General features: G+C 39.3%; 25 protein-coding genes, 9 tRNA genes and 1 rRNA gene. 7 read left to right on the top strand and 28 right to left on the bottom strand.

Annotated elements, in window-relative coordinates:
* Positions 1-36 precede the first annotated feature (36 nt).
* The 14 genes from G4Z02_RS06880 to G4Z02_RS06815 form a co-directional block, all read right to left on the bottom strand.
* Entirely contained in the window at positions 37-1,425 is a 1,389-nt protein-coding gene (locus G4Z02_RS06880) for an MATE family efflux transporter (RefSeq protein WP_258877272.1), read from the bottom strand.
* A gap of 118 nt (positions 1,426-1,543) precedes the next feature.
* A tRNA-Leu gene (locus G4Z02_RS06875) sits at positions 1,544-1,626 on the bottom strand.
* Position 1,627: 1 nt separating this feature from the next.
* Entirely contained in the window at positions 1,628-2,131 is a 504-nt protein-coding gene (locus tag G4Z02_RS06870; RefSeq protein ID WP_258877271.1) for a GNAT family N-acetyltransferase, read from the bottom strand.
* A gap of 80 nt (positions 2,132-2,211) precedes the next feature.
* A tRNA-Ala gene (locus G4Z02_RS06865) sits at positions 2,212-2,287 on the bottom strand.
* Positions 2,288-2,347: 60 nt separating this feature from the next.
* Complete coding sequence (locus tag G4Z02_RS06860; protein WP_258877270.1) at positions 2,348-2,818, bottom strand: nucleotidyltransferase family protein; 471 nt, start codon at positions 2,816-2,818, stop codon at positions 2,348-2,350.
* Between the two features lie 16 nt (positions 2,819-2,834).
* Positions 2,835-3,635, bottom strand: coding sequence for a peptidase E (locus G4Z02_RS06855; RefSeq protein WP_258877269.1), 801 nt, complete (start codon positions 3,633-3,635; stop codon positions 2,835-2,837).
* Between the two features lie 17 nt (positions 3,636-3,652).
* The gene (gene zupT / locus G4Z02_RS06850) at positions 3,653-4,462 is read right to left on the bottom strand and encodes a zinc transporter ZupT (protein ID WP_258877268.1); all 810 of its coding nucleotides are present in this window, start codon (positions 4,460-4,462) and stop codon (positions 3,653-3,655) included.
* Between the two features lie 104 nt (positions 4,463-4,566).
* A complete protein-coding gene (locus tag G4Z02_RS06845; RefSeq protein ID WP_258877267.1) occupies positions 4,567-5,607 on the bottom strand; it encodes an L-threonylcarbamoyladenylate synthase in 1,041 nt (346 codons plus the stop codon).
* A gap of 111 nt (positions 5,608-5,718) precedes the next feature.
* Entirely contained in the window at positions 5,719-6,447 is a 729-nt protein-coding gene (locus tag G4Z02_RS06840) for an amino acid ABC transporter ATP-binding protein (protein WP_258877266.1), read from the bottom strand.
* A complete protein-coding gene (locus G4Z02_RS06835; RefSeq protein ID WP_258877265.1) occupies positions 6,444-7,208 on the bottom strand; it encodes an amino acid ABC transporter permease in 765 nt (254 codons plus the stop codon). Before G4Z02_RS06835 ends, G4Z02_RS06840 begins: the two co-directional genes overlap by 4 nt.
* Positions 7,209-7,214: 6 nt before the next feature.
* Positions 7,215-8,030 carry a transporter substrate-binding domain-containing protein gene (locus G4Z02_RS06830; RefSeq protein ID WP_258877264.1) on the bottom strand — a complete coding sequence of 272 codons (816 nt, stop codon included), beginning with the start codon at positions 8,028-8,030 and terminating at the stop codon, positions 7,215-7,217.
* 370 nt (positions 8,031-8,400) lie between these two features.
* Positions 8,401-10,089, bottom strand: a complete 1,689-nt coding sequence (locus G4Z02_RS06825; protein ID WP_258877263.1) for an alpha/beta hydrolase — start codon at positions 10,087-10,089, stop codon at positions 8,401-8,403.
* 92 nt (positions 10,090-10,181) lie between these two features.
* Positions 10,182-10,568, bottom strand: coding sequence for a hypothetical protein (locus G4Z02_RS06820; protein ID WP_258877262.1), 387 nt, complete (start codon positions 10,566-10,568; stop codon positions 10,182-10,184).
* A 96-nt stretch (positions 10,569-10,664) separates the two neighbouring features.
* Positions 10,665-10,739 (bottom strand) — tRNA-Cys (locus G4Z02_RS06815).
* Positions 10,740-10,897: 158 nt separating this feature from the next.
* Between G4Z02_RS06815 and G4Z02_RS06810 the strand changes: the two genes are divergently transcribed.
* Positions 10,898-13,291, top strand: a complete 2,394-nt coding sequence (locus G4Z02_RS06810; RefSeq protein WP_258877261.1) for a glycoside hydrolase family 31 protein — start codon at positions 10,898-10,900, stop codon at positions 13,289-13,291.
* 9 nt (positions 13,292-13,300) lie between these two features.
* Here G4Z02_RS06810 and G4Z02_RS06805 read toward each other — a convergent pair whose 3' ends face one another.
* The 9 genes from G4Z02_RS06805 to G4Z02_RS06765 form a co-directional block, all read right to left on the bottom strand.
* Complete coding sequence (locus G4Z02_RS06805) at positions 13,301-14,233, bottom strand: prenyltransferase/squalene oxidase repeat-containing protein (RefSeq protein ID WP_258877260.1); 933 nt, start codon at positions 14,231-14,233, stop codon at positions 13,301-13,303.
* A 66-nt stretch (positions 14,234-14,299) separates the two neighbouring features.
* A tRNA-Pro gene (locus tag G4Z02_RS06800) sits at positions 14,300-14,376 on the bottom strand.
* A 67-nt stretch (positions 14,377-14,443) separates the two neighbouring features.
* A tRNA-Pro gene (locus G4Z02_RS06795) sits at positions 14,444-14,520 on the bottom strand.
* Positions 14,521-14,525: 5 nt separating this feature from the next.
* A tRNA-Arg gene (locus G4Z02_RS06790) sits at positions 14,526-14,602 on the bottom strand.
* Positions 14,603-14,608: 6 nt separating this feature from the next.
* Positions 14,609-14,684 (bottom strand) — tRNA-Asp (locus G4Z02_RS06785).
* 118 nt (positions 14,685-14,802) lie between these two features.
* Positions 14,803-15,309, bottom strand: a complete 507-nt coding sequence (locus G4Z02_RS06780; protein WP_258877259.1) for a GNAT family N-acetyltransferase — start codon at positions 15,307-15,309, stop codon at positions 14,803-14,805.
* A 50-nt stretch (positions 15,310-15,359) separates the two neighbouring features.
* Positions 15,360-15,761 (bottom strand): DUF2188 domain-containing protein, encoded by a 402-nt coding sequence (locus G4Z02_RS06775; protein WP_258877258.1) that lies wholly within the window; start codon positions 15,759-15,761, stop codon positions 15,360-15,362.
* Between the two features lie 105 nt (positions 15,762-15,866).
* A complete protein-coding gene (locus tag G4Z02_RS06770; protein WP_258877257.1) occupies positions 15,867-17,315 on the bottom strand; it encodes a uracil-xanthine permease family protein in 1,449 nt (482 codons plus the stop codon).
* Positions 17,316-17,519: 204 nt separating this feature from the next.
* Positions 17,520-17,804 (bottom strand): desulfoferrodoxin family protein, encoded by a 285-nt coding sequence (locus tag G4Z02_RS06765; protein WP_258877256.1) that lies wholly within the window; start codon positions 17,802-17,804, stop codon positions 17,520-17,522.
* Between the two features lie 119 nt (positions 17,805-17,923).
* On the opposite strand from G4Z02_RS06765, the gene G4Z02_RS06760 reads away from it, so the two are divergent.
* The 6 genes from G4Z02_RS06760 to G4Z02_RS06735 all read left to right on the top strand — a co-directional run bounded on the left by G4Z02_RS06760 (position 17,924) and on the right by G4Z02_RS06735 (position 22,208).
* A complete protein-coding gene (locus G4Z02_RS06760; protein WP_258877255.1) occupies positions 17,924-18,301 on the top strand; it encodes a RidA family protein in 378 nt (125 codons plus the stop codon).
* Positions 18,302-18,411: 110 nt separating this feature from the next.
* Positions 18,412-19,308, top strand: coding sequence for an RnfABCDGE type electron transport complex subunit D (locus tag G4Z02_RS06755; RefSeq protein WP_258877254.1), 897 nt, complete (start codon positions 18,412-18,414; stop codon positions 19,306-19,308).
* A complete protein-coding gene (locus G4Z02_RS06750) occupies positions 19,305-19,883 on the top strand; it encodes an FMN-binding protein (protein WP_258877253.1) in 579 nt (192 codons plus the stop codon). Before G4Z02_RS06755 ends, G4Z02_RS06750 begins: the two co-directional genes overlap by 4 nt.
* Positions 19,884-19,892: 9 nt before the next feature.
* Positions 19,893-20,516: an electron transport complex subunit RsxE gene (gene rsxE / locus G4Z02_RS06745; protein ID WP_258877252.1), complete on the top strand. Its 624-nt coding sequence runs from the start codon at positions 19,893-19,895 to the stop codon at positions 20,514-20,516.
* Between the two features lie 15 nt (positions 20,517-20,531).
* Complete coding sequence (locus G4Z02_RS06740; RefSeq protein ID WP_258877251.1) at positions 20,532-21,113, top strand: Rnf-Nqr domain containing protein; 582 nt, start codon at positions 20,532-20,534, stop codon at positions 21,111-21,113.
* 12 nt (positions 21,114-21,125) lie between these two features.
* On the top strand, positions 21,126-22,208 hold the full coding sequence (locus G4Z02_RS06735) for an NADH:ubiquinone reductase (Na(+)-transporting) subunit F (protein ID WP_258877250.1): 1,083 nt from the start codon (positions 21,126-21,128) through the stop codon (positions 22,206-22,208).
* A gap of 27 nt (positions 22,209-22,235) precedes the next feature.
* Here the strand turns inward: G4Z02_RS06735 and G4Z02_RS06730 are convergent, their stop codons facing one another.
* The 5 genes from G4Z02_RS06730 to rrf all read right to left on the bottom strand — a co-directional run bounded on the left by G4Z02_RS06730 (position 22,236) and on the right by rrf (position 24,201).
* On the bottom strand, positions 22,236-22,799 hold the full coding sequence (locus tag G4Z02_RS06730; protein WP_258877249.1) for a hypothetical protein: 564 nt from the start codon (positions 22,797-22,799) through the stop codon (positions 22,236-22,238).
* A gap of 97 nt (positions 22,800-22,896) precedes the next feature.
* Positions 22,897-23,745, bottom strand: a complete 849-nt coding sequence (locus G4Z02_RS06725) for a cytochrome b5 domain-containing protein (protein ID WP_258877248.1) — start codon at positions 23,743-23,745, stop codon at positions 22,897-22,899.
* Positions 23,746-23,880: 135 nt separating this feature from the next.
* A tRNA-Glu gene (locus G4Z02_RS06720) sits at positions 23,881-23,957 on the bottom strand.
* An 8-nt stretch (positions 23,958-23,965) separates the two neighbouring features.
* Positions 23,966-24,042 (bottom strand) — tRNA-Asn (locus tag G4Z02_RS06715).
* A 51-nt stretch (positions 24,043-24,093) separates the two neighbouring features.
* A 5S ribosomal RNA gene (gene rrf, locus G4Z02_RS06710) occupies positions 24,094-24,201 on the bottom strand.
* Positions 24,202-24,227: the final 26 nt, after the last annotated feature.

Raw genomic sequence — 24,227 nt, 5'->3', positions numbered from 1 at the left:
ATATGATAGCATTATACCATAATCAAAAAAAAGAGGCTACCCTAGAGAAGGTAGCTCTTGATGTTTTTTATAAATCACACGAAGCTCATAAATAATGGCGAATAAACTAAGTACTCCTGCAATCAAATCAGCGGATGCAAAGGTATACCATAGTCCATTGAGATCAAAAATCGACGTTAAGATTAGCGCGATTGGTACAAATAGTAAGAATTGTCGCGACAATGCTACCAACATCGCCCGAATTGGATACCCTAGCGATTGATACAGACTACCGAGCAATATTTGAAATCCAATTACGACAAATCCAATGGAAATGATCCGGAAGATGCGAGCTCCGTTATCAATAAAGAACGGAAGATTCTCCTTACTAAATGCTGTGAAAATAAGAGGTGCCATCAATTGAACAAACAAGAACGCCATCAAGAAATACACAACGGAAATCTTAATCGCAAAAATGATGACATCATGAAGCCGTTTATAGTTTTTCGCACCGTAGTTAAATCCCGCCACAGGTGCCAGACCCTGATTTAATCCAAAAGCCGGAAACAAGATAAACATGATGACGCGATTAATCGTTGTATAAATCGCTTGATACATCGTAATATCATCACCACCATAACGGATAATAACGCGAAAGATATACACCATCAAGAATGCTCCAATCCCATTTCGTAAAAAGGTTGGGAAGCCAATCTTAATGATTTCCCATATGGTGTTTAGATCAATGTCCAACCACTCTTTAACATTCATATGAAGTTCGGATTGATTCGATTGTGATTGTAAAAAGATATATGTAAAGCCAACAATCTGTGAAATAACGGTCGCGATGGCCGCTCCACGAACCCCCATATCAAGAACAAAGATAAAGATCGGATCAAGAACAATGTTCAACCCTGCCCCAATAATCATCGAATACATCGCAATTTTCGCGCGTCCTTCAGCTCGGGTTAGACTGTTTAACACCATTGACATCGTTAGTGGTGCCAACCCAATCAATATCACACTCAGATAATCGATACCGTACTGCATATTATCTTCATTTGCACCGAAGAACTCCAGTAATGGACGGATAAAGAAAAAGCCAGTTATCGAAAATATCAACGCCACAATTAGATCAATCCGAATAGCCGTGTTGGCCACATGCCGCATTTGCTCATGATCTTGTCGACCATATGCTCGGGAGAATACCGATGCCGCACCAATACCAAACATCAGACCAAATGCCATGATAATAACTTGCACTGGGAATGCAAATCCAAGTGCAGTAATTGCAACCGTTCCAACACCCTGTCCAACAAAAAAAGTATCCACCAAATTATATAGTGCATTAATCACCATACCAGCGGTAGCAGGTAAGGCTAATTTAATTAGTAATTTTTTTACATCGTATTGTCCTAGCAGTTCTGAACGTGTCATTGTTTCCATCAAATCACCTTGTTTTTATTATACATCTTCCTCTACAATACACAAACTAATTATTGTTCTATCCAACCTCGTACTTGAGTATAAAAGAAAACACGTTATCACGTGTTTGTTATTTTATTGGTGCGGTCGATGGGATTTGAACCCACACGTCAAAGACACTGCCGCCTGAAGACAGCGCGTCTGCCATTCCGCCACGACCGCATTATGTCACATAATCCTCATGTAATAAACCATACACTAGAATATCACAATATTGTTTATGATACAAATGAGCTTGACGTTTTTGTCCCTCTTTGACAAACCCTACAGATTCCAGTAATTTTTGTGATCGCTCATTGTACTCGTATACCTCTCCTTCAATTCGCTTTACCCCACGAGAAAACAAGTCGTCAATGTACATTTGAAGAGCTATTTTGCCATATCCTTTACCCCGTTCTTTACCAAGCGCAAATCGAAGCCAAGCCATCTCGTTATGTTCATCCATATAGTCAATACGTATATAGCCGATTGGTTGTTGTTTTAGGAGAATGATTTTGTATTCCGCATCTTCACTTCCAACAGCGCGATCAATATCTTCTTCCTGTTCTTCTTCGGTCGTCTGATACGACTCATCCAATGCCATTTTTCGAAGAAAAGGATCGGTTTTCCATTGATAGATTGTCGATGCATCTTTCACCGTTGCATCACGTAATGATATCATACTCATTAGCCCACCTTCTTTGATTCTTATTGTACCATATCTTGAATAAAAAAAGACCCATTTTTTGAGTCTTTTTATCATCAATATGGTGGAGACAAGGAGGCTCGAACTCCCGACCTCATGGCTGCCAGCCATGCGCTCTCCCAGCTGAGCTATGCCCCCATCATCGACACGTGCAAAAACATTATACTTCATCTAAAAAAAGAATGCAATAAAAACCATTTACTCGGTTAAAAATTGAGCGATTTGATTGGCGCGTGTGGTTCGTCCCATCAACGTGTAGTATGTTTTCCATAATTCCAATGAATCAAGATAAATCACAGTATCATCGATGTGAATATGTTCGATTTTATCTACCTGCAGTGGACAATAGTGTGCTTCATTATTACTGTCGATCGTAAACCCACCAATGATATCCACATCAATACCATTGATAACTGCTTCGATAAACACCGTTGAATGACACTCTTGATTGTCTCGTTTATGTTGCGGTTGTATGGTGCCAATTGTTTGAATGATTGAGGATACAATCTTTTCATCTTGTTCCAAGATCATGATATCAAGATCTTGGACTTGATTAACAATACCTTTATACCAAAGTAACATCGATCCTCCTAGCGCCCACGGAATCGACTGTTTATTCAACTCTTCTGCGAGTACTATCAGTGCTTGTTCTTGTTTTGATATATCCATTTTTCTCACCCAATCATCAATCTTTAAACGTTTTTCGTTTGCGTTTCATCCTACTATACCACCCTAAAAGAATTCCTCCTAATATGGTACTACTCCCAATAAACAACCACAAAATAATACGAAATAGTGTTCCTCCTTCACCAATAGCCACCGAGAATATCACACTAAACATCGAAAATATCACAACGAATAAAAGGAATTTAAACGCCCTTTGAATCCATGGTGACAACTCTCGAAGTTGATGAACATAGATCATATCTTCCTCCAAGCGGTAAATCGGAGCTTCAATGAAATCTTCTACTGCTTGAATTCGTTCTTCAAATCGGTCATATCGATCCTGATAACGATCATAGTGGGGACATGTATTTACCGAGATATTAAGACCCTGGTAGGACTCCAGTTGCACATCATCATTAAATTCCGGATTGAATTCTTGAATGATATCCATATGTTTCCCTAACACAATACTTCCCCCACTTACCCCAATCAATAGACGATTTTTGGCAAACTCTTCAATAATCTCTCGGGCGTTAACCCGTTGAATCTGTTTCATTAAATACAGAGGATTTCCACCCCCTAATACCATCACATCGTATTGGGACAAACCCTCTATTGAATCGGTATCAAAATCAAACAACTCACTGACAAGTCCTAGTTTGGATAACTGTTCCTTCAACTCTGGAATATGTTTATCTTGTTTTTTATAGGAAGAAGCGGTCACAATGATGACCGCTTTTTCGTATGTTTTATAAATGTATTTACGTGCTAAACGAATATTACTGTCCGTAATAAAGCCGCTTGATGTCAAGAGTACCATGAGATCACCTACATTTCTTATGCAAACAATACAAGACTAATCGCCATAACAGCCATACCGGCAATCAACCCACCAATGGCGAAGTGATGTTTACCGTATTTCTCGGCAGTTGGCAATAACTCATCGAGTGAGATATACACCATAATCCCTGCTACCGATGCAAAGACAATACCAAACAATGCCTCACTTAAGACATTATATAATATGAAATACCCGATTAATGCTCCAACCGGTTCGGCTAATCCACTAAGGAAGGAATACATAAATGCTTTTCGTTTGGATCCTGTGGCATAAAATACCGGGACACTGACAGCAATCCCTTCTGGTACATTATGAATCGCAATCGCAATCGCAATCGATATCCCCAATGTTGGATCCTGTATTGCCGACATAAACGTTGCGAGTCCCTCGGGAAAATTATGAATCGCTATGGCAAGGGCACTAAACAAACCCATTCGCAACAACGCTTTTTTCTTCTTATCAACGTCATTCATCTCGGAGACATCATGAATTTCATGCGGATTCTCCGCACTTGGAACCAACTTATCAATAATCGCAATTAAGGCAATTCCACCAAAAAATGATACTGTTGTGATTAGATATGCAAATTGTCCATTAGCAAAATGATCTTCAAGGGATGCTCGTGCTTTTACAAAAATCTCGATTAATGATACGTAAATCATTACACCTGCACTAAAACCTAGAGCAACACTAAGAAATGTCTCATTGGTTTTCTTTGTATAAAATGCTAATGCACTACCAATACCGGTAGATAATCCGGCAAATAATGTTAGTCCAAAAGCAAAGAGAACTGTTTGTAAGTCCATCGATATCACCACCATCATAATTATATCATAGAAAAAAGATACCAGTGGTATCTTTCACGTTCAAATTTCATATTTTCAAGTGATATGCAATGGGGTGTAAAGCCCTAATTTACTTTTATAATCCGATTATTCGCGGCCTTAAGGAGTCGGTTCATGATCGCCTCACTATAGCTTCCTTGATGAAAGGATAGTGAATAAATGTAATCCACATCTAACGTATCCATTTCTCGTAATGCTGCAAATAAGTTCGATGCTATTTCGGCATCTTGATCCAGTCGACCAATAACAAATTGATGCTTGGCGATGAACCGATGTTTGACATCATCGGTCACAATCACACCAACACGTTGATTCTCTAGATGATGCTGCTTGGTTTGTTGGTTGATATAGGCAACAACATCATCCTTGTTTCCTTCGACAATTGTTAATAGTGCCTTTGGTGCATAGTGTTTGTATTTCATCCCAGGTGATTTTGGTGTTTGTTCTCCCAATACTTCTTGATTCATTTGCACACTAGGAACAACTTCTTGTATCATTTCATACGTAATCATCCCTGGGCGCAAAATAACTGGGGTATCGCTTGTGACATCTAATACAGTGGATTCCAGTCCTACCTCGGATTTCCCTCCATCAATGAGGATGTCAACTTTATCCTGAAAATCTTCGAGCACATGTTTAAAAAGAGTTGCAGAGGGACGGCCACTAATGTTGGCACTTGGTGCACATACAGGAACTCCTGCAATGGCAATCACTTTTCGTGCAACATCACTTCCCGGTATCCGAACACCGACTGTCTGTAGTCCACCTGTAAAATAGTGGGGAACGATCTCTTTTTTGGTAAACACCATTGTCAATGGCCCTGGCCAGAATCGTTCCATTAATGTGTTAATATAAGGTTGATCAACATCGACATATTCTTCTAAACTCGTTGTATCCACTAGGTGCATAATGAGGGGATTGTCCTGCGGTCTTCCCTTGATTGCATAAATACCATTGATACCTTCTTGATTCAGAGCACTTGCACCAATACCATATACGGTTTCCGTTGGAAAAACAACATTTCCACCACGTTGAAATGTTGTTTGGATATCACGTTGCACTTCTTGACGTTGTAAGTCATCCACAGTATATATTCTTGATTTCATACAAATACCTCGTTGCTCTAAACTACGTTACCTATTCTATTATACCAAATTCTTATCTTCAAGAACGAATTATTTTATTTTACTATATAATAGAGAGACTCAGTCTCTCTTTTATAAAACGCGCTTCAGAAAATGTTGTAGTTTAGGATTGGTTGGATTTGTAAATACGGTAGTACTATCATCATCAACAACAATCTCACCATCTTCCATGTAAATCACACGTTCACTTATGTCCCGAGCAAATTCCATTTCGTGCGTTACAACAATCACAGTAAAATCTTCACGAACAACATCACGAATTACGCGGAGTACTTCTCCAACCATCAACGGATCCAATGAACTTGTTGGTTCGTCAAACAAAATGATTTCTGGATCCATCGCCAAGGTTCTTGCAATCGCAACGCGTTGCTTCTGTCCTCCAGATAAACGGTTTACGCGTCGGTCGCGAAAGGCCAGTAGGCCAACTTTCTCCAAATAATGGAGTGCCCGTTCTTTTGCTTCTTCTTTGGATCGTTTTAAAATCAATTCCTGTCCAATCGTGATGTTTCGCAAAACACTCATATTATCAAACAAATTGAACGATTGAAACACCATCCCAATACGACTACGGATGTGATTGATGTTCACATGGCGGTTGGTTAAATCCTGATCGCGATAAAACACCTGTCCATCACTGACGGCTTCCAATTGATTTAAACAACGAAGCAATGTACTCTTACCGCTACCAGATGGACCGATAATGGACGTAACAGTCCCCTGTTCAAACGCAATCGTAATACCTTTTAATACGTCCTCTTGATCAAACCGTTTTACGAGATTTTTCGTACGTAAAATGTTCATAGTGTCGCCCCCGTATCCAATTGATTATCGGGAAGATTCGTCGTTGTATTACGATTCATCCTAGCGACCACGGCATTTAAGATTCTCGTTGTTATGAGTACGATAATCAAGTAGATAAACGCGACAATAACAAACGATTCCGTATAACGATAATACGTTCCAGCAACGCTTCGACCCATATAAAATAGTTCGCCAACACCAATAACACTAAGAACGGCAGTATCCTTGATATTGATAACAAGTTCATTCCCGATGGCTGGCACCATATTCCGAACAACCTGGGGAAAAATAACGTGAATATATCCTTGGCCTTTGGTCATCCCAATCGAACGAGCGGCTTCCATTTGGCCAGGATCGATGGAGTTAATTCCAGCACGTAACACTTCAGATAAATAGGCGGCAGTATTTAGTGTTACAACAATAATACCAGCTAACATTAACTCCAACCTGAGACCAAGCATGGCCAATCCATAATAGAAAATCATCGCTTGTACAATCATCGGCGTCCCGCGAAAGAACTCCACATACGATAATCCGACAATATTGCCAATTCTCTTAAGTACTATAGAGATCTTCGCATCGCGAGGGTCGCGATCACCCAAGCGTAAAACCGATAGCAAAAAGGCGACCAAAAGTCCAAGAAATGTCCCAACAACAGCAATGACTATCGTAAAACGAATACCACTTAGATACAGAGGGTACTCCTCTTGTATTAAGAACCAGACAATTTCAAAGAAGCCTGATGGCATAATTGCTAACATGTGAATCTACTCTCCGATTGGTTGTCGATCAGAAGCAGCATCCATCCATTGTTCCCGTGTATCTTGATCCAATAATGCTAAGGCATCATTGATGGTACCGACAAGTTCCTCTTCACCCAGACGAACTGCAACAGCCACGGTTACTAATGTATCATCAACGACAAATCCATTACCATCGGTAAACTCGACAATCGCTAGTGATGGGTTGGCTTCGACAATGGCTTCTGCTACAGGTAATTCTGTCACCAATGCATCGCTCACACCACTGGATAGATTAATGACCAACTCACTTGTTTGTGCCAATGCTAGCAGATGATTCACATCATCAATTTGATCAATTAAATCATCTTGAATCGTATCTTGTTGCGCAATGACATTTGCACCAGAAAAATCACTTAATGATGTCGCATCCACGAAGTTCCCATCTGCTGCGACAACCATCACCGTATTCACACGATAATACTCATCCGAGAACAATACGCTTTCGGCACGCTCTGCCGTGGGGCTCATCGCTGATATAATGACATCAATCACACCACTTTGTAACGCAGGAATCAAACCTGTCCATTCAATTTTTTTAATAACGAGGTCCATGTCCAATTCATCGGCGATATGATTCGCAACATCGACATCGTATCCATCACAATACAAATCGGAATCAAACAGTGCTACAGTATGATCATTTTCTTCACTAGTTGTCCAATCAAACGGCGCATACGCACACTCGATACCAACCACTAATGTATTCGCTTCTTCTGCTTGTTGACAAGCGCTTAGGAGGAATACAATCCCAAGCATTAATACGGTTACTACTCTGTTCATTTTTTGTCTCCTAGACTATTGTATTTCACAAAAATAAAGAAAGAGCGTCCATTTGGACGCTCGTAACAAACAATAAGCAAATTGTTCATTTAGCGCCACTACACAATTGTAGGAGTGTCATGAGTATTTCTCATGACCCCATATCATCAAGAATGTCTTCTTGAGATATTCGGCGATGGTTACCTTTCAGGTGTTTCGCAGTCTACCGACTCCACACCATACTCATTTGCATCGCTGCCTCTAAATTTTTATGATAGTCAAATCTTACACGATGTTTGTATCAAATGTCAATACAACTTTGGATGTAAGTGTTTTCTATCCAACAAGAAAAGAGGAACACGAGTCCTCTTTTTAGCTTCCTACTTATATTCTATTCCACTTCGTTTTCAATCGATGTGACGATATATCCAGCAACATACTCCTGGTTTTCTTGATTGGTAACCATCGCAGGATTGTCCCCTTTTTGTTCCCCATAATATCCAAAGTATGCATGATTACCACCCGGGATTATATGTTCCGTGTAGTTCGCAAGTGTATTCCGATTTTCATAATACGCCTCATTATCCAATAGATTTTCTTCACTTCCAACAAGTAATAATGTCACCGTATCCCCTACATCACTAATCGGATACGACCCCATAATAACTAACATGTCATAGTCCAATCGACTGGCGTTCATTGACGCAACAACGCCACCCAAACTGTGACCCATAATTACATTGTTTTTATCCGCTTCATAAAACTGATTGGCGCGATATGGAAGTAGTATCGCAAGGTTGAATGGGTTCTTCACAATCGTTACTTTATACCCTTCTTGAGCAATCAAGTACGCCAAATACTCATAGGCTCCTGTATCGACTTTTCCACCTGGAATAAGAATAATATTCGTATCATAGGATTCTGTTTCATACACGATGGATTTCGATGTTTCACTTCGGGTTAACCCTTCGATATCAACAATCGCATCATACATCTCTGGTTCGGCATAGTAACTACTCATCGTGTAGACTGTGAGGATTGTGAAGAATCCAAGAGTAGCAATCAAGACTCCGCCAATGGTGTTCTTCACCCAGGGTTTCACTGGTAATTTGATCCAACCATAAATCATGTAGACAAAGACAAACACAAGGCCATATTCAATAAAGGGAATACGAACGACTTCATTGATTTCATAGAATGCACGGTCATTAAACAATCCAGAATATGTAGCTAAAGCAATCAATACAAACAATCCTTGCATGATATGAATTGTTGTCTTGTTAAGTCCTAAGCCATAGATTTGCGTGATAAAGAAGATTGTGGCGAAGCCAAACAGGAACATTGCCCACGGCGCATTTCCCGAATACAATGCCACGGCGGTTCCATGGAATAGCACCATCACTTCAAGCGTTACATTAAAGTATTTATTTTGATGCAGTTTTGTTCGGGCAAAGGACATTTGAATGAACAATAAGTACATATAGAAGAATCCAACAATGTGCCACGATGTATTCTCCATCGGATGATACCAGAAAGTAAAGATGGTTGCGAGGGCAATGTAAATACCATGATATTTCATTACCGCCCGTGTTGATTCTTTGGGAAAAGGCATTTTCTTACCGAAGAACAATCCTCTTCTGCGGTTCTCAATGATTAAAATTAACACCAACATCACAATGACACTACCTTGCGAACTCCATACAGGAGTATCTTGGGCTAAGGCATCATACCACAGCCATGTATGAATGTAATGCAAAACAATGAACAAGGCATTGGTTACAAGCAAATAGACATTGTATTTGGTATATCCATCTTGTTTCTCTGCCTGATGTTTTTTTAGTTGATTTAGTAGATATACTACGGATCCAAAGTGTGCAAAGAACAATACCCATGCGGTAACTCGTGCAACCATTGATTGATCAATCGCCCGGAATTTCCATAGATAATAGTTAAATCCATAATCATAGATTTCCGGATTCGGATAAAAATCATAAATCGATGTCGGCATCAACAGAATGACCAGCGAGAACACTACACCACCGATCAATGAATAGAGAAATAATTTATCTAACTTACTCATGAAGTCACCTCTTTATACAATATCATTCGTCTTTATCACATTATATCAAAAAAACGATCTAAGCACACGCTTAAATCGTTTGGTTTTCTATTTTATTGTTCTTTATCTTCATTGTCTGAGGGTGTGACTTTGTTGACAAAATCGTTGATTTCTTTCTCAAACCCATCAGAATCAATTGTTCCATCTTTCTTTGCCTGTAAGGCTTTATGAACGATATCTTGAATATCTTTCGCCTTTACTTTTTTATTTTTATATTTGGACGAGTACTGTTTTCCGATATTCGCATACTTGTCTCCATAATTTCTACTAATACGTTTCTTCGACTTTGTTTTTCGTTTGATTCGGAACAATTTGACAAACAGCAGCCAGTATATCACGTACAAAATAGCAGCAGGAATTGCCAAGACTAAAACCAAAGCAATAACTAGAATAACAAACAATATATACAGTATCGCCAACAAGATATCAAAAATCATCATTTGTCCACCTCTTAGTTTCATAAGATATGTATATTATACCATGTTTTCTTATATAAAAAAGAAGACACTTATTAAAGTGTCTATGTATATCAAATATGGAGGTCCCGACCGGATTTGAACCGGTGATCACGGAGTTGCAGTCCATTGCCTTAGCCACTTGGCTACGGGACCAAAAGTGTCCGTTAAATATTATAGTATCTTTAGGGTTAAAAGGCAAGTGTTTTTCCCAGTCATTTGTGGAAAAAGATGGAACCGTTTCAATGTTAGTGAATATTATTTTTATGATATACTATAGATACTAAATACAATCCATAAGGACGGAAAAATCAATGAAATCCTATATCACATCAAATCTTCAGTTCACCGCACATTCACAAGCTGAGAAAACCGCATATGTACAGTTTTCTTCGTATCGGATTACAATCTTTACGAATCAATTATTTCGGATTGAATATGATCCAAGCAAGCAATTTGAAGACCGCCCCACACAAACCGTATGGCACCGAAACATCACCGTACCATTTGAGGTCTCATCAAATGATAGTGTTCATACAATCACTACAAAGAACTGGGTTATTGCTTTAGATGAGTCGAAGGATCAACTAGATGGTTTAACGATTACGTCAATTGATGGGAAGACAACTATAACCTATCCCGATAGTGATTCAAAGAACTTGAATGGGACTCATCGTACACTTGATATGGCAAACGGAGCAATTGATCTAGAACCTGGTCTTCTGTCAAAACGTGGCATCACGATATACGATGATTCTAGTAGTGTCGTCTTTGAACAAGGTGAGATTGTCGGTGTCAATAATAATGAAATCGATTTGTATGTATTTGGTTATGGACATGACTATGAACAGGCAATCAAAGATTTTTATTTAGTCAGCGGCAAAACGCCTTTGATTCCCAAGTATGTATTTGGGAACTGGTGGAGTCGGTATTGGAATTATACCGATGAAACCTATAAAGCGGTAATCAATAATTTCCAACAACGTAATATTCCCTTAAGTGTTGCCATTATTGATATGGATTGGCACATTACCAATGTCCCTCAAGAATTACGTGGAGGGTGGACTGGTTACACATGGAATAAAGACTTATTCCCTAACCCACAAGCCTTTATGGATTGGCTCCATGAAAAAGGTCTTAAAATCTCAATGAACCTCCATCCTGCCGATGGCATTCGTCCCTTTGATGATTGCTATGAAGCGGTTTGTAAACGGATGGGAATTGATCCAAAAGATAAACAAATCATTGATTTCGACTTAACAAACCCTTTGTTTATCGAAGCATACTTTAAAGACATTCATCATGTGTTTGAAGATCAAGGTGTCGATTTCTGGTGGATAGATTGGCAACAAGGAACTCAGTCAAAAATGAAAAACCTCGATCCTCTATTCGCCTTAAATCACTATCATTTTATCGATGGGTTAAATCGAGGTAAGGACCACTATTTTATCTTCTCCAGATGGAGTAAACTCGGTAGTCACCGCTATCCAATCGGATTTAGTGGCGACACCTTTACCACTTGGGAATCCCTTGACTTTCAACCCTACTTCACTGCCACTGCATCAAATGTAGGGTATGGATGGTGGAGCCATGATATCGGTGGCCACCAAGGTGGAACCCATGATGAAGAACTCTACACCAGATGGGTTCAACTAGGAGTCTTTAGTCCCGTGATGCGGCTTCACTCAACCAAATCCTATTATAGTCGCCGTGAACCATGGCGCTATAATCAAGAAGTCGAAACAACGGTGAAGCACTTTATGCAATTACGCCATCAAATGATTCCCTATCTTCACACCTTTAATCATCTTCATGCAGATGGAGAGTTACCACTCATTCGACCTTTATATTATCAATGGCCTAATGAGAAAAAAGCCTATAAATATACCAATCAGTATTTCTTTGGTACTGAACTAATGGTTCGCCCATTCACCAGTAAAACAATCAAGAAATTACGTATGGCAAAGGAACAGGTATGGTTCAAAGACGGAGGATGGTTCCACTTCTTCAGTGGGGAATACATCACAAATCCAGGAACCTATACATTCTACGGTTGCATGCGTGATATCAACGTCTTTGCCAAAGAAGGAGCAATCATCCCATTTGCATCCAATCATGAAAATGGATTGGACGACTTGCCAGCGTCTTTAGACATCCATCTCTTCCCAGGAAACAATAATGTGTTTACCTTAATTGAAGATCAAGATGGTGTTGTATATAAAACCTCATTCACACTGACATGCACAGAAACCAGTATGACCCTTATGGTTCAAACAACCCCAAAACTATCAAAAAACAGAACATTCAATCTCCTATTTCGATCTGTGGATATAAAGAGTACTGTTGCAACAGATTCAGCCTATGAAACAACCAAAGATTCGTACAACAATACATTACGTATACAGGTACCTTATGATATGGACACACCACTTGATATGACAATCACAAGTGACAACACAATCCTATCAAATCCATTTTCCTTCACTGAAGAGATTATGAATAGTATCGATTTATCGGCACTGGATACCGAAGAGAAAAATGAGATTGGTTATATTGATATCGTAAAACCACAAGAAAGTCGAGGATGGTTATCTTGGGATAAACCACTTGATGAAAAGGTAGACGATATTGATCAACTCAAGATTCCAAAATATGCGAAAAAGTTTATATATAAAACCGCACAAAGAGCACTAAAAAACGACGAGTAATCGTCGTTTTTATATGGTTTTATGGGGAAGAAAATGTTTGTATACCCGAAGGACTCGTAACGTATTCCAGCGACTCGACGACCCTGGCTTTTCCATATCGAAATGAACTTTACCAGAATGTTTATTCTGCAGTGGCCACGTTCCATCCTTTCGCTGCTTCTTCTCTAATATTACAAACGCATCGGCCATTCGTTCATCGTAGGTGATACCTGCTTCACGCATCGCATCAAGAGCTCGTAGGATGTCATACTTCCATCGTGGTGGATACGATAGCATCGTAAATTGCTTTTTGATAACTTCACCTGTATGATCGGATTTAAACAAACGATGCATCAACATAAACTCGATGGCTTCTTCTCGCATCCGGATAACGTCATCTTTCTTGTAGTTATACCCATTTTGAAGAAACGAATTAAATCCTTCTACCATGGATACCGTTGAATGCAGAGAACTATGTCGTGCCCCGTATTTCTCATAATTATAGTTACAGTTAAACCCGCCGTCTGGCAATTGTTGGGAAATGATAAAATCAATGACGGACTTTAGTTTCTCCTCGGCAATCCCAAAATAACACATAAAGTATAAACTCATCCCATTGATGCAGACATCACTAAATTCCCAATGTTGGGGATTGGGTGTAATTCCTCCGTCATTGGTTTTATAATCATCTGCAATGATATTACATATTCGCAATATGGATGGATTTGGTTTGATATTAAGTCGTCGCAATTCCATCAATGTATAATGGGTGCTTATCCATTTATAGTGATAATATCCTCCACCCCAGTGCCCGTTATCTTGTTGTAAATCAAGTAGTTGTTTTCCCCAACCTTCATACGTTATGCGATTTCTCAGGCTTTCGTTGTCATCGTCTAACAGATCACGATGAACTTGATATTGGATACTTACATCCCCTTCAAGTAACCATTTGATTCGATCCATAACATCAACTCCTCTCTTTCATTATATATGAAAATAACGACGAATGCATTCGTCGTTTTATTGTTTTGGTCGGGATGACAGGATTTGAACCTGCGACCTCTTACTCCCGAAGCAAGCGTTCTACCAAGCTGAACTACATCCCGTGTTCTATATTATAACAAAAAATAAGTAATAAAAAAATGATGATTTCTCATCATTTTGTACTTTTCATGGTCGGGATGAAAGGATTTGAACCTTCGACCTCTTGGTCCCAAACCAAGCGCTCTACCAAGCTAAGCTACATCCCGAAAAGTGGCGCGCCCAAGAGGAGTCGAACCCCTAACCTCTTGATCCGTAGTCAAGCACTCTATCCAATTGAGCTATGGGCGCATTTGATGGCGGTCCAGACGGGACTTGAACCCGCGATCTTCGGTGTGACAGACCGACATGTTAACCACTACACTACTGGACCACGAATTCGAGCAGCAAAAAAATTATATCATACATAGTAGTGCAAATCAATACTTTTTTTGTCGTTTTCCATAATACCAAATTCGTTTCTTAGATGCAAGTGATATAAATCAATAATTTCATTTATTGTGGCCGTCAAACTGATGTTTATCAAGTCGCATATAGACAATCTCTGAATTCTCTTTTTCGATGATAAATCCGCATTTTTTAAGCAGGTGAATTGCCCCCTGATTATCACTAGCAACATCATCGACTACGATTGTTGCATGCGGCGTGTTAAACAAATATTCTAGATAGGCATTTAATGCATGATATCCGTGTTGATGACCACGCATACTAGCAAGTACTTTGATATTTAAGTGATGCGTAATCAAGTCACTTGAGCGGGAGGATACTTCACCGATAAACTCATGATTATTATTGTAAATGTGATAATAGACATAATGGGGATCATCTATACAGTATCGCTCATAAAAAGACATCCACTCCTCTTTCGGAAATACGATGGTTCCACCCCACTTTTTATTAAATGCCATGGTCTCCTCATCTTCCCATAATCGTTTTGTATACATTAAATCATCATAAGTTGGTTGTTTTAGGTATCCTTGTCTATAGGAAATTTTCATAGTATCACCACACCTATTATAACAAAAAACCTAGTATCTAGGTTTTTGTTTTAGTATTTTTTCCTACGTACGGACCCGTCCGCCTTGTGAATTACAAAGCTAATGCCTCGTTCTTTTTCCAGTTGTTCCGCATAATCAATCGCTTCTTTTTGAGTATCAAAGCGTTTTAATGCACGATCGGCTTTCCCCTTTTTCAACTGCCATCCACCCTTTGGATGCTTTGTAATGTGATATGACATTTTACGTTCTTTTTTGGGTTCTTCTGTCGTTGGTTCGACCTCTTCTGAAAGGGCTTCGGCTATTCCTTTTTCTAGTCTATTTACTTCTTCTTCAGCAGCATCAACGGCTTCTTCAAATGGGCGTGGTACATCTTCTACTTTACGCTCTTTTTTTACAGGTTCTTCTGGTTGTTTGACATGCTTTTTCTTACGACGTTTAAATAATCCAAACATTTCTCTATCTCCTTTATATATTCTTCTAACTTTAGTATACTCTTGTATTAATATTGTTTTCAACTGATATACGAATAAAAAAAGCCACCGCAGTGGCTTTTTAAACTATTGATTAAGTAATCCTTTTGATTCAAAGAAGTTAAGTAATGCATTCAATCCGATACCAACAAGAGCTGCTAAACTCATACCAGTTAAACTTACTGCATCATTTAGTGGAAGGCTTGCTCCACCTAGTCCAATAACCAACATTGTCGCAACAATAATTAAGTTTTTCATGTTTCCTAGATTGACCTGAGATTTAACAAGAACTTTTACTCCATTTCCAGCAATCAATCCATATAATACGATTGTCATTCCACCAATTACGGCCCATGGAATACTGTTTATGAAAGCCTGAATATAACCAAAGAATCCTAGTGAGATCGCAAACAATGCAGCAAGACCAGTTACATATACGCTTCCAACTTTTGTCATCGCAACAACTCCAGTATTTTCACCATATGTCGTATTGGCTGGACCACCAAGTGCTCCACTGATTGCAGTTGCAATACCATCCCCCATTAAGGTTTTATCTAATCCTGGATCCGTGATAAAGTCTTTTTCACAAATTTCTCCTAAAACTGTATGATCACCAATGTGTTCCGCAATTGTTACAAAGGCAATTGGTGCAAACATTAATACCGAAGACCAATTTACTGCATAAGTACCTACGATTGAAAAGTTTGGTGCTTGGAAGAATCGATAATTGGCAAAGGTATCAAAATCAACAAGACCTAGTGCGGCTGCAAAAAGGTAACCTACTAATACTGCAATAATGAATGGAACAATTTTTACAAATCCTTTTCCTAAGAGGCTAATTGCGACAACAGTGGCAAAAGTTACAAAGGCAACAAGGGGTATTTGCCATCCTGCTCCTCCTCCTAATCCAGCACTACTTATTGCAACAGGTGCCAATCCTAACCCGATTATAATAATCATTGGTCCGATAACAACTGGAGGTAACAGCTTTTTAAGCCATTCGCTACCAACGAATTTGATGATTAACGCTACAACAACGTAGATTAACCCTACGATAATCAAGCCTATAAATGCGCTACTGTAGACATCTTTAAATGTAAACAAGCCATCATTTACAGCATCCATAACACCATACACTCCTGCATCAGCATCTCCCCATATCGTTGAGAACGTATGCACTTCACCATTAACTGTAACGTTCAGTGCATTAGCACTATTTAAAACACTGGCGATAATCGCAGCAATATATGCAAAACTACTTCCTAAATAAACCGGTGCTTTTCCTTTTGTTGATACGATGTAAATCAGTGTACCAAGTCCACTTGCTACTAACGCAACCCCAACATCTAAACCGGTTAATAATGGTACTAATACAGTTGCACCAAACATTGCAAATACATGTTGTAAACTAAGTACTACCCATTGTCCTATACTACTAGGACGTTCTTGAATCCCTACGATTAAATTGTTTGTTTTTTCCACTTTCTTTCTCCTTTTCGTTTTTTTGGTATAAAAAAATTCTAAGTCGAAAGACATAGAAAGTGTTCTTCATAATATAGAGGACATACCCGTCCTATTTTATGAATTCCTTACTAGTCTCTCTGGACTACCTTAAAGGTATTCTATAAGCATACTACCACACTAGAATGGGGATGTCAATCAGTGTTTTGTATAATTATTGTAATTACAATTTTGATTGTTTTGTGGTCAATAAAAAAGAACTGAGACTCAGTTCTCTTCTTATTCCAACTCTCCTTGCCATAAACCATGTAGATTACAGAATTCACGGGCAAACACTTGTTTTCCTTTGTCAACTTCAAATTCTGCTTCTGGTTTATCTCCTGGTTGAAACTCATGTTTTCCAACCATTTCACCATCGACATAGAGTTCGACATATTCAATGTAATGAATATCATCCATTGGATGTAGTGATGGCTTACCAACCGTTACCCGATATCCTGTTTCTAGTTCTTGTACCCATGGTACATGACGCTCTTCATTGACGTTTCCAGTTAATACTTCCATTCATCATTCCTCCTCTTTTATCTACTTTTATTATACGCCAGGCCATATCCTTTTTCAAATTAATTTCTATTCAAAACTACGAATACACGGTATACTAGAATAGTAAGGAGAGTGAACAAATGAAAATCATTGAAACAAAACATGCCCCCAAAGCAGTTGGTCCCTATAGTCAAGGAATTGTCGCAAATGATACATTATATGTGTCAGGTCAAATACCGTATGTTCCTGAAACCATGACACCAGCAGGAGATGATATTCAATCACAAACAAGACAAAGCTTGATGAATGTCCTGGCAATTGTGAAGGAAGCAGGATTCCAAAAAGAGAACATTGTTAAGTGCGGTGTGTTTTTAAAAGACCTCAGCATGTTCGGTGATATGAATGCCATTTACGCAGAAATATTTGGCGATCATAAACCTGCTCGTTTTGCTGTGGAAGTAGCCCGATTACCACTGGACGTTTTGGTGGAAATCGATGCGATTGCCGTGAAAGAATAGTACTATTTGTAGTACTGTTTTTTATTTAGAAAGGTAACCACTTTACTTAACATTTTTTGCTTTTCAGTTTATAATATTTATGAATAACTATAATGATCAGGAGGTCCCCAATGAACTTGATTTCGGAACTTCGAAGGCAACCTCGTCTTCGGCAACAAGTATTTATGTTATTGGCTTTACTAATCGTCTTAGGATACGCAAGTATCATCTTTGGTGGTACGGTATGGCTGATTGCCTTGGTATCGATTGTATCATCCATTCTCGTTGAATTTGGATTCTTTAAAACACGCAAATTACCCCTCACGTTAAGCATCATCATCACTCCACTCATTTATGTTTTACTATTACCTCCAACCATTCCTCTATGGATGGCTGTTGTTGGGAGTGTTTTTGGTACATTCTTTGGAAAGAGTTTATTTGGTGGCGAAGGTGCCTATATCTTCCCTCCCGCTGCGGTAGGTGTTTTGTTTTTGATCATCACCTTTCCCGCAGAACTTAACACGATGTGGCTTCATCCCTCAACGGGACAAATTCAAACCTATACTGCAGTAAGCAGTTTACCCTTCAACCCATTTCCCCTGTCCGTGAATGAACTTCTACTTGGTTTTAGTGCGGGTGCAATCGGGGAAACCGTTCGCTTAGCGATTATGGTTCTCGGTGTTTTGTTAATGTTATTACGAACCATCGACTATAAGATTACCCTCAGTTTTTTAATTTCCATAGTAGTTGTACAAGTGATTATGAATGTCTTTGCTGGTCCATTTGATCCCTTCTATTCACTCATTACTGGAACCGTACTATTCGCCTCAGTCTTTCTTATCACCGATGAGACTGTCGCTCCAAAAAACACATGGGCGAAACTATTATACGGGCTTGGTTTAGCAATCATCACCATCATCATCCGGATGTTTGCGGCGTTTCCTGAAGGTGTCATCTTTGCCGTCATCATCATGAGTGCGATTTCACCGATGTTGGATAGTCTCTTCACAAAGGAGAAATCCGTATGAGTGAACAAGTAAAAACGATTCTCTTCATCTTGATACTCGGTGTGTTCACATCGGTCATATTACTCGGTATGGACCTAATAACCGAAGAGCGCATCATTGAAAACGAAGAGGCCTTAAAAGAAGCTGCCATCTTAGATGGATTTGAAATCTCTTACTCCCCATCCAGTATCAATGAAACCTTCACCGAACATGTTACGATTGAAGAAATTAACGAGTATACATTTTATACCGACACCGATACCGGTCGTATTAGTTTTTACTTCGAAGGTAGTGGTTTATGGGGTCCAATCACAGGAATCCTAACGCTTGAAAGCGACTTTGAAACCATAGCCCATATTAGTGTTTTAGCACAAGAAGAAACACCGGGGCTTGGAGGTGTCGTCGGATCGCGAGAATACTTGGATATGTTTGTTGAAAAAGAAATGGAAATCAGCATTGTGAAAACAACACAGCCTCTAACAAATTCTCAAGTCGATTCGATTACAGGAGCTACGAGAACCAGTGACTTATTTGAAATAGTATTAAATGAAAATTATCGCGAGTACCTTGCTGTATGGCAAGCGAATCAGGAGTAGGTGATAGCTATGAAACAACGATATAAATACACAAAATCATATAATATCTTTAAACGTGGACTAGCTGCAGATAATCCGATTGCCATCGCTGTACTCGGAATATGTAGTGCCCTTGCAGTTACCAATCGCGTTGAAAATGCGATTGCCATGGGACTGGGTGTTACATTTGTTATCATCGCCTCCAGTCTTACCGTCAGTGCGATTCGTTCCTTTATCCCAAATAAAGTACGAATGGTAACCTATATGGTGATTATCTCCTCTTACGTTATAGCTGTCCAAATGTTTTTAGAAGCATTTTATCCTTCGATCGCATCCCAACTCGGTGCTTACGTTGGACTGATTATCACCAATTGTATCGTCATGGGTCGAAGTGAAGCATTCGCCTCGAAAAATCCGATTAAATACTCGATTGTTGATGGACTGGCTAGTGGACTTGGATACACTTATGTTCTGATTGCCGTATCTATCATTCGTGAATTACTCGCCTTTGGAACGATTCTAAACTTCCAAGTTGTCGGTGACAACTGGGTTAACTGGGTATCGATGGCGATGGCTCCAGGTGGATTCTTCGTTCTCGGACTATTCATTTGGCTCATCCGTGAACTAACCAAAAATTATGAGGTGACAACCTAGGAAAGGAGACACACAATGAACAATATTATTGAAATCTTTTTTGCATCCATTTTGAATCACAACATTGCGTTGATCTACATCCTTGGTATGTGTCCTTTAATAGCGATATCAACCAATGTCAAAAACGCCAAAGGTATGGGATTAGCCGTCATCTTTGTCGTAACATTAACCTCGATTATCAATTATCCGATTTATATGATTCTAAAAAGTGCCGATGCGACGCAACTATCTTTACTGGTATTCATCATCACCATTGCGGCAACGGTACAATTCTTAGAAATGTTCTTGGAGAAATTTATCCCAAGACTCTACAACTCATTTGGAATCTACTTACCACTGATTACGGTAAACTGTGTCGTTCTCGCTGTCAGTTTATTCTTTGTCACCCGGGAATACACCTTTGCCGAGACCGTTTCATTTAGTCTAGGTTCCTCCGTAGGATGGCTATTTGCAATTGTATTACTCGCAGCAATAAGAGAAAAAATGGCGACCCAAAGTAATGTCCCCAAAGGCCTTATGGGTAAAGGAATGACCTTTATCATTCTTGGAATCCTTGCCTTAGCCTTTATTGGATTTACGGGTATCGCCAGTGTATAAGGAGGTAACCCTATGAATTTCTTTGTTCCCATAATCATTATTGGTGTCCTTCTTCTCATTACCGTTTTGTTGCTTGTGATTGATACATTGATTGGTAATGATGCCGATCATACTGTTACGATCAATGATGAACAAGTTATCCACGTCAATGCCGCAGACACTTTACTCAATACCTTAAATAACGAAAAAATCTTTCTACCTTCTGCTTGTGGTGGAAAAGCCACATGTGGTGCATGTAAATTTAAACTGATTGATGGCGGACCTGAAATGTCTCCTGTCGAAGCACCACTTCTCTCACCTGAAGAACAGGAAAATAATGTTCGTCTCGCATGCCAAACAAAAGTACGCAGTAGCATGAAAATCGAAGTTATGCGCGAACTGTTAAATGCGCAAGAATATAGTGCCAAAGTGACTGCGATTGAAGATTTAACCTATGACATAAAACTAGTTCGTTTGGAACTAATCGAACCAAGAACCATGGATTTTAAGCCAGGACAATACGCCCAGATACGTGTGCCAGGAATGGAAATTGAACGAGCGTATTCAATAGCTTCAAATCCAAAACATAACAACATCATCGAATTTATCATCCGCTTAGTACCCAAAGGAAAAGCAACAACCTTTGTTCACAAAGCACTCGAGAACAATGATGATATTACTATTACAGGTCCGTATGGAGATTTCTTCTTACAAGAAGATTCCTCACGTGATATTATCTGTATTGCTGGTGGTAGTGGAAAAGCTCCAATTCGTTCCATCTTACAAGTCTTGAAGGATCAGAATATGCCCCGAAAAGTTCGTTACTTCTTTGGTGCAAGAACCCAAGATGATCTCTATATGACCGATGAGTTCAAGGCTTTAGAACAGGAGTTCCCAAACTTTGAATACATCCCCGCCTTAAGTCACGCCGATGATGACGAGACATGGGATGGAGAAAAAGGACTAATCACTGAAGTCGTTGCGAAATACTACAATGACTTATCCAATCAGGAAGCCTATTTGTGTGGTTCACCAGGAATGATTGATGCTTGTATTGACGTGCTAACTGATAAAGATTTGGATGAGTCCCATATATTCTATGATAAATTTAGTTAAAAAAAATGAGGAAAATTCCTCATTTTTTTATTCCGATTCTTCTTGCATTGGTTGTTTTGGTGGTTCTACTTCCTCAACTTCTTCTGTAAACTGATGGTTCGGATTAAATTCCTTGAATTCGACCACCGCTCTTTTCAGGAATCGCATAATGTAAGGACGGAATACATAAATCGCATACCACACATAGACTGGAACTAAGAATAATGTCGTTGGTAAGAATACGATTAATACAGTCCATGTCCATTTTGCATAGCCGTGATTTTGACAATAACGCCATACAAATAGATAAATCAAGAAGTACCATAGTGCTAAGGCTAGGAATCCAACAATGACCCACAACCATTTTGTTGCATCTATATTTATAATACGCGTAACAAATGCTGGTGTAGTAGGTAAATTGGTACTAAAAGATGGGTTCCAAGCTCCTGCTGCATCTTTGATGTCTTTTAGTTGTTCCAACGTGCGTAAGACCCAATATCCAATTTGTTGGATAAACATCACTGCAAAAATTAAAAATGCCGCCGTTTCGTACGGACGTTTTACGTTTTGTAACTCACTTCGTTCTTTTTCAAATTGTTCTTTAAACCCCATTGTTTACACCTCTTTCTATATTTATCATATCATAATTTATTTTGACATAAAATAGTTTTTGTGTAAAACTAAAAAAAAGTGCTCGCAAGCACTTTTTTTATTCAGCTACAATTTCCCCAACAATAGTAAGTCCATCAAGGACACTTTCTCCATGTGGTGCAGATAATATTTCATCGGTTAGATCCAATCCGGCACTGTTGCCGTTATGAGTTCCATCCGTCCAAGCCGCTGAGTTGGTTACATCGTAAACCACATCACTGACGGCAACATAGGCATCCATATCACCAGTTCCATCATACATGGCAAGATCGGTTAGAGTTAAATATAGATATGGATCATATGGAGCATCTCCGGTTTTGTCCACAACCAATTCACCAATTTCTGTTAAACCAGCAACAACACTATCGCCGTGTGGTGAACCTGCGATTTCAGCAGTAATATCTTGACCCGCATCAATTCCAGCATGACTTCCACCGCTCCAGTTTGAGTTATCGGTGACGTCATATACTTTTCCTTCAAATGCGATATAAGCATCATTTCCGTTTTGGCCGTCATACATTGAAAGTTCTGTAATCGTAAAGTACATCGTTTCGGTAGTCGTATCATCTTCTTCAACAATGATTCCGATTTTCGGTACTCCACTTAACACGCTACTTCCATGGGGTGATGCACTGCCGATTTCTTCAGTCCAATCTTGTCCAGCCATAAAACCGTTATGGCTTCCACCTTCCCAGTTGGGATCATCGGTGACATCATAGACATATCCATCCACCGCAATATACGCATCCATTCCGTCTTGGCCATCGTACATCGCCAGTTCCGTTAAGGTATATTCGGTTAGTTCATCATCTGTTGGGTCATTTGTACGATCTGGATCATCATTTGTGCAGGCACTGAGTCCAAATACAAATAATCCAATTGTACTAAGTAATAATAGTTTTTTCATGGTATTACCTCCTTGTACTACTAGTTTATTAAATTTATTATAATTAAGGAATTGATATACCTTATTTTCTAAACAAGCGAAGCCTTTCACAAATAAAAAAAATACTTATCTTCCGATAAGTACTCAAGGTCCATCTGGTGACCCGTACGGGATTCGAACCCGTGAATGCATGCGTGAAAGGCATGTGAGTTAAACCGCTTCTCCAACGGGCCAAAAAAAATGGCGCCCAATCTAGGACTCGAACCTAGGACCCCATGATTAACAGTCATGTGCTCTAACCAACTGAGCTAATTAGGCATTTTAGGTTGTTGCAGACATCAATTGTAAGTTGTAATAATAAAGAAACAAGCCTGGCGGCGTCCTACTCTTGCACAATGTACTACCATCGGCGCTAAAGAGCTTAACTTCTGTGTTCGGGATGGGAACAGGTGTATCCTCTTTGCCATCGCCACCAGACTTTGTCTCTCAAAACTGAATAATAC

It is taken from the genome of Candidatus Xianfuyuplasma coldseepsis, from assembly GCF_014023125.1.
GTDB lineage: Bacteria > Bacillota_I > Bacilli_A > Izemoplasmatales > Izemoplasmataceae > Xianfuyuplasma > Xianfuyuplasma coldseepsis.
This window is presented reverse-complemented; position numbering and strand designations above follow the sequence as displayed.